The organism is Beggiatoa alba B18LD (assembly GCF_000245015.1).
In the GTDB taxonomy this organism is placed as follows: domain Bacteria; phylum Pseudomonadota; class Gammaproteobacteria; order Beggiatoales; family Beggiatoaceae; genus Beggiatoa; species Beggiatoa alba.
This window is the reverse complement of the sequence record NZ_JH600070.1, coordinates 4,234,310-4,244,785: the sequence shown is the minus strand read 5'-3', so window position 1 is coordinate 4,244,785 and position 10,476 is coordinate 4,234,310. Positions and strand designations below refer to the sequence as shown.

At 39.3% G+C, this 10,476-nt stretch carries 10 protein-coding genes and 1 tRNA gene; 3 read left to right on the top strand and 8 right to left on the bottom strand.

What is annotated here, in order from left to right; genetic code table 11:
- Positions 1 to 61: 61 nt before the first annotated feature.
- Entirely contained in the window at positions 62 to 898 is an 837-nt protein-coding gene (gene ppsR, locus BEGALDRAFT_RS17565; RefSeq protein ID WP_002692381.1) for a posphoenolpyruvate synthetase regulatory kinase/phosphorylase PpsR, read from the bottom strand.
- A gap of 248 nt (positions 899 to 1,146) precedes the next feature.
- Between ppsR and ppsA the strand changes: the two genes are divergently transcribed.
- Positions 1,147 to 3,522, top strand: a complete 2,376-nt coding sequence (gene ppsA / locus BEGALDRAFT_RS17560; RefSeq protein WP_040295790.1) for a phosphoenolpyruvate synthase — start codon at positions 1,147 to 1,149, stop codon at positions 3,520 to 3,522.
- A 347-nt stretch (positions 3,523 to 3,869) separates the two neighbouring features.
- Here the strand turns inward: ppsA and BEGALDRAFT_RS17555 are convergent, their stop codons facing one another.
- Positions 3,870 to 4,790 carry a hypothetical protein gene (locus tag BEGALDRAFT_RS17555; RefSeq protein ID WP_002692379.1) on the bottom strand — a complete coding sequence of 307 codons (921 nt, stop codon included), beginning with the start codon at positions 4,788 to 4,790 and terminating at the stop codon, positions 3,870 to 3,872.
- A gap of 122 nt (positions 4,791 to 4,912) precedes the next feature.
- Positions 4,913 to 5,440 (bottom strand): LPS-assembly lipoprotein LptE, encoded by a 528-nt coding sequence (locus BEGALDRAFT_RS17550; RefSeq protein ID WP_002692377.1) that lies wholly within the window; start codon positions 5,438 to 5,440, stop codon positions 4,913 to 4,915.
- Between the two features lie 38 nt (positions 5,441 to 5,478).
- Between BEGALDRAFT_RS17550 and prmC the strand changes: the two genes are divergently transcribed.
- Positions 5,479 to 6,330: a peptide chain release factor N(5)-glutamine methyltransferase gene (gene prmC / locus BEGALDRAFT_RS17545; protein WP_002692375.1), complete on the top strand. Its 852-nt coding sequence runs from the start codon at positions 5,479 to 5,481 to the stop codon at positions 6,328 to 6,330.
- On the opposite strand, the gene BEGALDRAFT_RS18620 is transcribed toward prmC, so the two are convergent.
- The 5 genes from BEGALDRAFT_RS18620 to truD all read right to left on the bottom strand — a co-directional run bounded on the left by BEGALDRAFT_RS18620 (position 6,320) and on the right by truD (position 9,291).
- The gene (locus BEGALDRAFT_RS18620; protein WP_002692373.1) at positions 6,320 to 6,790 is read right to left on the bottom strand and encodes an LEA type 2 family protein; all 471 of its coding nucleotides are present in this window, start codon (positions 6,788 to 6,790) and stop codon (positions 6,320 to 6,322) included. The two genes, prmC and BEGALDRAFT_RS18620, sit on opposite strands and share 11 nt — an antisense overlap.
- Positions 6,787 to 7,164, bottom strand: coding sequence for a metalloregulator ArsR/SmtB family transcription factor (locus BEGALDRAFT_RS17535; RefSeq protein WP_002692371.1), 378 nt, complete (start codon positions 7,162 to 7,164; stop codon positions 6,787 to 6,789). Before BEGALDRAFT_RS17535 ends, BEGALDRAFT_RS18620 begins: the two co-directional genes overlap by 4 nt.
- 22 nt (positions 7,165 to 7,186) lie before the next feature.
- Complete coding sequence (locus BEGALDRAFT_RS18615; protein WP_002692368.1) at positions 7,187 to 7,792, bottom strand: DUF4389 domain-containing protein; 606 nt, start codon at positions 7,790 to 7,792, stop codon at positions 7,187 to 7,189.
- A gap of 285 nt (positions 7,793 to 8,077) precedes the next feature.
- Positions 8,078 to 8,152 (bottom strand) — tRNA-Thr (locus tag BEGALDRAFT_RS17525).
- An 86-nt stretch (positions 8,153 to 8,238) separates the two neighbouring features.
- Complete coding sequence (truD, locus tag BEGALDRAFT_RS17520; protein ID WP_002692366.1) at positions 8,239 to 9,291, bottom strand: tRNA pseudouridine(13) synthase TruD; 1,053 nt, start codon at positions 9,289 to 9,291, stop codon at positions 8,239 to 8,241.
- Positions 9,292 to 9,317: 26 nt separating this feature from the next.
- On the opposite strand from truD, the gene BEGALDRAFT_RS17515 reads away from it, so the two are divergent.
- On the top strand, positions 9,318 to 10,382 hold the full coding sequence (locus BEGALDRAFT_RS17515) for an AI-2E family transporter (protein ID WP_002692364.1): 1,065 nt from the start codon (positions 9,318 to 9,320) through the stop codon (positions 10,380 to 10,382).
- Positions 10,383 to 10,476: the final 94 nt, after the last annotated feature.

The window sequence follows — 10,476 nt, the reverse complement described above, 5'->3', positions numbered from 1 at the left end:
AATTCTGAAAATTCTGATTCAGACAAGCTGTTGTCTTTTTTTTAAACTCGCCAAACTCAGGTTATTTAAAAAACCGCTTTAAACCTGTTTGCTTTAAAATCATCGCAGAAATTTCTTCAATCGAGGTATGTGTCACATTAATATAAGGAACTTGAAGCTGACGGAATAAGGCTTCTATTTTTTGCACTTCTATTTGACACGTGGTTAGCGAGGCATAACTACTGTTGGGATAACGTTGTTGGCGAATGCGTTGCAAGTTTTCAGGTGCGATGGTTAAACCAAATAATTTATGTCGATGAGGGCGCAAAATCGGTGGCAATCCTTCTGTGAGTTCCTCTGCTACCAATGGATAATTTGCCGCTGTAACTGCGAAATTCATCGCTAAATACAAGCAAGTAGGTGTTTTTCCAGAACGCGAAACGCCCAATAAAATAATTTCCGCATCTTCATAGCGTTTAATACTTGCACCGTCGTCATGTTGCAAGGCAAAATTAATAGCTTCAATCCGATTATAATAAGATAGCGTTTCTTCTCCACGACTATAATTATGTGTCCGTCCTATTGCATGGGAAGATTTAAGCCCTAGTTCTAGCTCTAAAGGCTGAATAAATTGCCCAAATATATCAATTACTAAAGCATTTGCTTTGGTTAAAATATGTCGATATTCCAACTCAATCAATGTTGCAACAATGATTGGGCGATATTCTGAAGTTTTCGCATATTCATTAATTTTTTTGACGGCATCTTCAATTTGTTCAATGGATTGAATAAAAGCAATCGTCGTAAACTCAAGCTCGACATTGTCTTCAAACTGGGCTAATAAACTTTTACCTAAGGTGCTAGCGGTAATACCTGTACTATCAGAAACAAAGAATACGTGGCGTTTAGGTTTGCTCATGTTAGAAATTAAAAAGAGAAGAAGTGAATGAATGTGGATAGTAACATATTTGTCATATCCAACAGGGACGGCTCTCACAGGATTTCGGCAGATTTTGTTATTACATAACCCACGAATTTATAAATAAAACAAGAAAAACCCTATAAATAACCACCAATATAGATGGAAATACACTTTCAGTATAAAATTGTCATTTTTTTTCTACATTATTCGCAACGGCTGGTTGCAGAGGGAGTTCAGCAGTGCAAGTGCAAGAGTACGTTATCGGGTTTGAGTCTTTAGGTATGCATGATGTTAATCGAGTCGGCGGTAAAAATGCCTCTCTCGGTGAAATGGTTAAACATCTCGCAAAACTCGGCGTGCGAGTGCCGGGTGGTTTTGCCACAACGGCGGCGGCGTTTGTTGATTTTTTAGAACAAAGCGGCTTGCGTCAACATATTAATGAACGCTTACAAAGTTTAAATATTGATGATGTTGATACACTCGCCAAAGTGGGTGCAGAAATTCGTCAGCAAGTCATAGATACCCCCTTAACCAAACCTTTAGAAGAAGCCATTACTAAGGCTTATCAAGAAATGGTGGCAGAAGCAGGCGGGGAAATTTCTGTTGCAGTGCGTTCCTCCGCAACGGCTGAAGACTTACCTGATGCCTCCTTTGCAGGTCAACAAGAAACCTTTTTAAACGTGCGTGGCTTGGATAACGTCTTATTAGCCGTTAAACACGTTTTCGCCTCTTTATTCAATGACCGCGCCATTGCTTACCGCGTGCATCAAGGTTTTGCACACAGCGATGTTGCCTTATCCGCAGGGATTCAGCGCATGGTGCGTAGCGACATCGGCGCGAGCGGGGTAATGTTCACCCTCGATACAGAATCAGGTTTCCCCGATGTCGTCTTTATCACTGCTGCTTATGGGCTAGGTGAAACCGTCGTACAAGGGGCGGTAAATCCTGATGAATTCTATGTGCATAAAGCCACATTACAAGCCAACAAGCCCGCTATTCTGCGTCGCAATCGTGGCAGTAAATTAATTAAAATGATTTACAGCGATGATAAAAACTATGGCAAAGCCACAAAAACCATTGATGTGCCTGCTGAACAACGTTTAACCTTCTCTTTAACCGATGCTGAAGTAGAAGAATTAGCCCGTCAAGCCTTAATCATTGAAAAACATTATCAGCGTCCTATGGACATTGAATGGGCAAAAGATGGACAAGATGGCAAAGTTTATATTGTTCAAGCCCGTCCCGAAACGGTTAAAAGTCGCCAAACCAAAAGCAATGTTTTAGAACGTTATGAATTAAAACAAAGCGGTAACATTTTAGTCACTGGACGCAGTATTGGGCAAAAAATCGGCGCGGGTAAAGTGCGCGTGATTAAAGATGTTAAGGAAATGTCCCAAGTTCAAACGGGCGATGTCTTAGTCACCGACATGACCGACCCTGATTGGGAACCCGTGATGAAACGCGCCGCCGCTATCGTCACCAATCGCGGGGGGCGGACATGTCACGCCGCTATTATTGCCCGTGAATTAGGGATTCCTGCCGTTGTCGGTTGCGGTGATGCCACACAAATTTTAAAGAGTGGGCAAGAAGTCACAGTTTCTTGTGCGGAAGGCGATACAGGCTTGATTTATGAAGGTATTTTAGCCTTTGAAGTCAAACGTTCCGATACGGCAACCATGCCCCCATTACCTTTCAAAATTATGATGAACGTCGGCAACCCCGACCGCGCTTTCGACTTCGCGCAAATTCCTAACGCTGGCGTTGGTTTAGCCCGTTTAGAATTCATCATCAATAACATGATTGGTATTCACCCCAAAGTCTTGTTAAATTTTGAAGAACAACCTGAAGAGGTTAAAAACAAGGTTAAAGAGCGCATCGGTGGCTATGCAAGCCCTGTCGATTTCTACGTGGAGAAACTAGCTGAAGGGGTTTCTACCTTAGCGGCAGCCTTCTACCCACAACCCGTTATCGTGCGTTTATCCGACTTCAAATCTAACGAATACGCTAACCTCATCGGTGGCGACCGTTATGAACCCCATGAAGAAAATCCCATGATTGGCTTCCGTGGCGCGTCACGTTATATCGCTGAATCTTTCCAAGATTGCTTTGAATTAGAATGTCGAGCCATGAGGAAAGTACGCGATGAAATGGGCTTAACCAACGTAGAACTGATGATTCCCTTTGTTCGTACCGTAGAAGGTGCGCGTAAAGTCGTTAATATTCTGGCGAAAAATGGTTTAGAACGTGGTAAAAATGGCTTACGTTTAATCATGATGTGTGAATTACCTGCTAATGCTTTATTAGCCGATGATTTCTTACAATATTTTGATGGTTTCTCTATTGGTTCAAACGACATGACCCAATTAGCCTTAGGTTTAGACCGTGATTCAGGCTTAATTGCGCATTTATTTGATGAACGTAACCCAGCCGTTAAAGCCCTGTTACACTTAGCAATTCAAGCCTGCCGTAAAGCAGGGAAATACATCGGTATTTGTGGACAAGGCCCTTCAGACCATCCCGATTTAGCCCGTTGGTTAATGGATGAAGGTATTGAGAGTGTGTCGTTAAATCCTGACACTGTTGTTTCTACATGGTTATATTTAGCAGGGCAAAATAGTTAAGCTAAATTCGCTGTGTGATTAAAATAAAAAGACCTGCTAAATATTCAAGACTTAGCAGGTCTTTTTTTGTCTGAATCAGAATTCACAGAATTTTCAGAATTAGCAGAATTAAAAACAATTAAAAACATAATTTTTTATTCTTTTAATTTTCTTATCTTTTTAATTCTGAAAATTCTGTTAATTCTGAAAATTCTGATTCAGACAATCTTTTAATCCTGATTCAGACAAGCTGTTGTCTTTTTAAAAGAATCTCGCCGAACTCAGGTTAAAATGAAAAGACCTGTTAGATTTTCAAAATCTAGCAGGTCTTTATTTTTAAAAGTTAAAAGCGCGTTGAATAAAACGAGTTATTTAGGTGTGGTCGCGCTTAACACATTTTGCAAGGTCAACGTCCCTAAATCTACAATCGCAATTTCAGCCAATTCTTTTAACTTCGCATTGGGTGCGACAAATTCGAATAAGCCTTTCTCGTGTAATTCTCCTGTAGGGTCAACAATTTCATTTTGCGTGCGTCCTGTACCGCGAAAATGTTCAAACAGGCTTAATTTTTGTTCTAATAAACTCCGATAAGCCCAATCTGCACCGCCTGAGGCTTTAATCCCTGCATAAGAAACCGTTTTTAATCGTGCTTTGCCAGCATCAGGATAACCTAAAGCAAAGGCTTTGCTCTCTTCGGTACGGAAGAAGAAGGCAGTGGGAGAATAATCCCCTTCTGTTTTCTTGCTTGCATCAATCGTGGCATCTTTGGCGAAATTTTTAAATAAAGTAAACATATTGTCCCAAGTTGGGATAATCACTTGTTTACGCCAAGTTGCGGATAATTCGCCATTGGTGACTTCAGACAAGCTGATGTCATCAGGATAACGGAAGAGAATGGCGACCATAGGGACATCTTGTTGCCAGTGGATAATGTCTTCAGCTTCATAGCCGATATCTAAATAAATCGTTAATAACGATTTGCCATAAATCCCTTCAGGCGTTGTAATAAAAGCGATGGGTTTCGTGCTTAAAATGGCGGAATCTAATAATTGATTGTTTGCATCTAACACGTATTTACGTGGCGCAATGCGCACGTAATAACGGGTTTTTTGGGATAACTGTTCATAAGCAACAGTTGGGCGGTCAAGTTTTTGCGCTTCGGTGACAATGGCTTGTAATTCTGGAGAGAGTTTATCAGTGGCTGGATAGAGTAATGCACGTTGTTCGGCAAAAGCGACACTTGCGAACAATAGGAAACTTAAGCATAAAACACGTTGAATGAATTGCATATAATCTCCTTAAGTAAAGAGGGGAAGAGGCGACTACAAATGATTGTAGTCGCTTGATTCTACCGACTTGATGGGGCTTGTAAAACAGAAAAATAGCTTTTTTATTAAGTGAATTGTTTAACTTAAGAGGATTTGGGCATTTTTAGCATTTGTAAGCGACGTAAGACTTGTGCCGTCGCATCACGGAACATGTCTTCTTTAATCACTTGTTCTTCTGTATCTTTTGCTAATACGGCTGTTTCATCAAAGCTGTAATCTCTTAAGAGACTAACGACTTGTTTATCTTGTAATACACGTTTATCTTTTGCATTCTGTACTTCTAGCTCAACGCGAAAATTCAGTTCAATTTCTTCTAAACGCCCCGTAATCGCAGAGACAGATAAGACCCGTCTGTCAATAATTTCATTGCGTAAAATAACAATAATTTCGGCATCTTCTGATTTATTAGTGACGGTTACACCGTTATCTTGTAATAAACGGGTTACTTCTGTGGTGATGCGGTTGGCATTTTCCGATTGTAAGTAAGCCGTTTTCATCGGGTAGCCTATCGTGCCACGTAATTGAAACCCGCACGCTGTTAAAACCATGCTTAAACAAAGCAGAGTTAATAAGTTGAATAATTGACGATTTAGAAGAAAAGGCTTTAACATGATGGGTGCTTATTTCAAGATTCTATTGAGGATTTAGGGTGCATTATACCATTCAACAAACCTTACAGCAGGCCGTCCCTGTTTTACAACAAGCAGGCATAGAAAGCCCCCGTTTAGAAGCGGATATTTTATTAACGCAAGTGTTAGGTGTGCAACGCAGTTATTTAATTGCGTGGTCAAATCGGCTGTTATCTGATACTGAGTATCAGTATTTTCAGGTACTTATTACACGTCGTTGCGCAGGAGAACCCATTGCTTATTTGACAGGACATCGTGAGTTTTGGAGTTTAGATTTATTAGTTTCACCTGCTGTCTTAATTCCTCGCCCCGCAACTGAAACGTTAGTTGAACAAGCGATTGAGCATTTAAATCATCTTTCTAACCCTGTGCTGGCTGATTTAGGAACGGGGAGCGGTGCAATTGCTATTGCCTTAGCAAAGGAATGCCCTGCTGCGTTGATTGTTGCCATAGACTGTCAACTAGATGCAATTTGTATTGCACAAGCGAATGTACAGCGGTTAAAAATCAATAATGTTAAATTACTCTGTGCTTCATGGCTAAACGCAATAGTCCCAAAAAGCATGGATATGTTGGTTTCTAATCCGCCATATATCGCAGAAACAGACCCACATTTAACACAAGGGGATGTTCGTTTTGAACCTAGAACGGCATTAACGTCAGGCAATGAGGGACTTGATGATATTCGCCAACTGATACAACAAGCACCGTTGTATTTAAAAAATGCAGGTTGGCTATTGCTAGAACACGGTTATACCCAAGGTGAAGCGGTAAGAATATTAATGCAACAACAAGGGTTTAAACATGTATCAACAATTCACGATTTAGAAGGACAGGAACGAGTGACTATCGGGCAATGGTTTAACGATTAAGGGTTAATGGCACTTTACCCGTCCGTTCAAATGGCAAAATCGGCATCCAATCAGATAAACGAATCCCACCGAACAAACGATAATCTAAGGTTTTCGACAAGCCCTGATTCCAATCTTTAATTTGCGCCAGAATTTGATTGAGATTACTCACAACTTCCACTGTCATGGCTTTATTGCCTAAGGCTGGAATTAAGGTGCTTGCACTACTATTACCCGTCGCAAACTGTTTACCATTAACCTCTAAAGTGTATTGCAAGCCGACGATAGGTAAAGGAAAGTTATTAGGATTTTTAACCTGCAATTGTAATGCAAAAGATTGTTCAAAAAAGCCTAATTGACCCACTTCAATATTAGTTAAGTTAATTTCGGGCGTTAAAGGCTCTAATGACAAGGTTGCGCACCCATTTAACCAAGCGATTACCCCAATTAACAAATAGAAAAAATGACGGCGTTTTTTCATAATGTGCTCTTTTCACGCTGACAGACAACCAGCACTTGTGGGCGATTAGGCATATCTAACAAGGTTTGTTTGTCTGTTTGATAAGGCAGTTGTGTAGCCAGACCGCCCACAATTTCCATTAAGATATTTTTTGCCCATGTGGGAAGTTGCTCATGCAATTTATAATGTATCCACACACCTGCTCGTCTATCCTGCAAGACCTTTGCCGACTTTAAAATAGCCAAATGTCGAGAAATTTTCGGCTGTGCCAATCCTAATGCACAAGTTAGTTCACACACACATAATTCCCCTTGTTGTGCAAGTAATACAACACAACGCAGTCGTGTTTCATCAGATAAGGCGTGAAAAAAACTATCAGGCGCGAAATGAAACATTATCTAAGCCTCTACATAATGGCTATAAAGTAGGTAAGCGGCTAAAGGGAAAGGGTTTTTCATCTGCATTTAATGTGATATAACTGAGAATTTGATACACATAGGCACATACCATTTTCGCAACTTGAATCAACGCATCATTAACGCTTGCAATCAGTAACATAGAGCCAAACTGGAAAAAAATAATGCCGTATAACACGTATTCCAATATGAAAAAGTGAATTAAGGCAAATAACACAATAAAACATCCACGTAGCCAAAAACGATAATTACGGATAAATTGCTGTGTTTGGCTAAAATCTGGCGTTCCTACCAAGGGCGTGCTTGCCATCGGCTCTAATTGTGGAAAACTAGAAAAAGGAAAAGGACGGCTTTCTGTTCCGTAAATTAAATAAGTTAATATCTGGTAAATATAAGCATTTAGACGCTGGCTAAACCCTAATAACATAGGATGTGGTGCTCCCGCCAGCAATAAAAAAACAAATTGAATCATTGCAAATAAAACAACAAGAAAACTAGCAATTTCATACACAATGATAAATAACAGCATCCACGCACCACGCATCCACGTGTTCGCATTCTGCAAATTTTCTTTTAATGCTGAACGATTAATCGGTATGTCATTCATAGGAAAATAACTCCGTACAAGCAGAAAAATAAAAAACGATTTTTTGATTATAAAATCATAGATAAATTGCGCACTGTACTGTATCACATCCAATAAATGCTTAATGCTTACTTCAACAAGTTAGTGAAAAAACAAATATGGTAACGTATTTAAAATAGACAAATAAATACAGTTTTTCTAAATTTTAGAACGACTGATTTAAAAATTAATGACAAAATGCTTAAATACAGGGAAAAAAGAGAGTTAAAAAAGGAGAAGGGAAACAGCTAAGATGGTGTAAATAAGTGGTGCCGACAGAGGGATTTGAACCCCCGACCTACTGATTACAAATCAGTTGCACTACCACTGTGCTATGTCGGCACTTTTTAAGAACTGCTTGAAGCTAGGCATTATACTAAGCTTTTTTTATCTTGAAAAGAGTCTTGCTAGTCATTAAGCATAATCAATTAATTTTCAAATGAATATTCCTCAGAAATGACTAATTCACGTAATACAGTTGTCGCATATGAACCCGCAGGCAAATGAAAACGCAGTTGTAGGGTTGTTGCATCTAACCATGTCCACTGTAAATCATTAACGACTAACCTTAAGTTACGCCATTCTAATGTTAAATCCTCTCGAATTAACCCATCACACCAACCACTATAAGGGGCTAAAACAGTTTGCATCAACGCTAAAGCGTCAGCGGTCGCTAAGTTTTCTCCTTTACCCCATAACGGCGCGGCAGGATGAAGATCGAACATCTGTAACCGCTGAATAATATCTGCTTCAATTTCCTTGATTGGAAAAACAGAATGTGAACCTGCTAATTGCATGACATCGCCTATCATGGCTTGATTCCACAAGCGACGACTCACCCGTTCCGATAAAATACAGTTAAATAAAAATGAACGTGCTGCGGACAAATAAAGCCCGCGTTGGTGACGGTCTGCAACGGAAGCATGTTCCAACAAAATAGTGCCAGCCTGTTGCAAATTATGATGATTATGCCCGAAACGCTGTTCGCCGAAATAATTGGGGACACCTTGCGCAGCCAGTTGGGTTAAACGATTTTCTAAATCCTGATGGTCGCCTGTTACATCTCGCAAACATAAAATAAACTGGTTATCACGCAATGCACCACGACGCAATTTGCGCTCATGCCGTGTCTGCTGGAGAACTTGCACCGTTTCATTATTTAATGTTTGCCAGTTTAATTTATCACCAGCTTGCCCCGCTAAATGAATGCTAAACCATTGAGTTGTCACCGCATGACGGTCTTTTAAGCCTGCATAGCTCACCGCCAATGATTTGACATTCGCAAATTGTGCAAGTTGGCGTGCCAGCCAATCGGTATTGGTATTGCGTTTACGTATTTGTAAAAAAACATGTTCTCCTGTGCCACTGGGTTCAAAACTTAAAGTTTCAATCACTTGAAAATCTTCAGGAATAACACGTAAACGCGCTGTTGCAGTTGGAACACCAAGCAGATAAGCAAAATCAGGGAGTGTAATTAACATATTGTATTTTATAAAGGAGTATGTAAATGGCTTTACAACGGGTAAGTTTATGGGCGTTTTTATTAGTCTTGTTTTTCTATTTGATTACGGTGGGAGAGGCAATTTTAATTCCTTTACTGATTGCTATCGTTGTTTGGTATCTGATTGATATTTTAGCAGATGGATATCATTGGTTACATTTTAAACAATGGCGATTACCGTTTTTTCTTTGCTTTATTCTGTCTATTTTAACGTTTTTAGGGTTTTCATGGCTATTTATCCACCTGATTAATAGCAATATCGGAAAAGTCATTGCGGTTGCACCCACTTATCAAGCAAATTTTGAAAAATTATTAATTCAAATTTTCTCTTGGGTTGGTATCGACGAATTACCTAACTTTGGAAATTTAAAAGATAATATTAATATTCCTCAAGTTATTTCTACGATAGCAATTTCTTTAACCAATATTGCAGGCAATGCGGGGATTATCTTTTTATATGTCTTATTTCTTTTTTTAGAAGAAAAAACATTTCATAGAAAATTAAAGCGGTTACTTGCACATAATCCCGAGAAAGAAAAAGCGGTTGAACAGATTTTATGCCAGATTGATGAAGACATTAAAATTTATATCGGGGTTAAAACCTTACTGAGTATTTTAACTGCGGTGATTAGTTTCTTTATTATGTGGATGGTTGGCGTTGATTTCGCCGCTTTTTGGGCAATTTTAATCTTTTTCCTCAATTTTATTCCCAATATTGGGTCGATTATTGCCACTATTTTTCCGTCTCTATTGGCACTTGTGCAATTTGACACAATTTATCCCTTTCTCATCATTGTCAGTGCATTAAGTGTTGTTCAATTCTTAATTGGTAATTTTCTTGAACCCAAAATGATGGGCAGTTCTTTAAATCTAAGTCCTTTAGTTATCTTACTTTCCTTAGCCATTTGGGGGAGTTTATGGGGTGTTGTTGGCATGTTTTTATGCGTGCCGATTATGGTCATTATGATGATTGTTTTTACCTATTTTCCGAAAACAAGACCATTTGCTATTTTATTATCAGAAAATGGTTATATCCGCTTGCGTTATAAAGAGAAAATTGCGGATGATTAGTTTAAAAAGTCCGCTTTTAATTCATTCGTATTTCATATTGATGAATGTTCGCTAAATAACGCGAGCCGTTATTCAACAAGCGAGTGGAGATTTA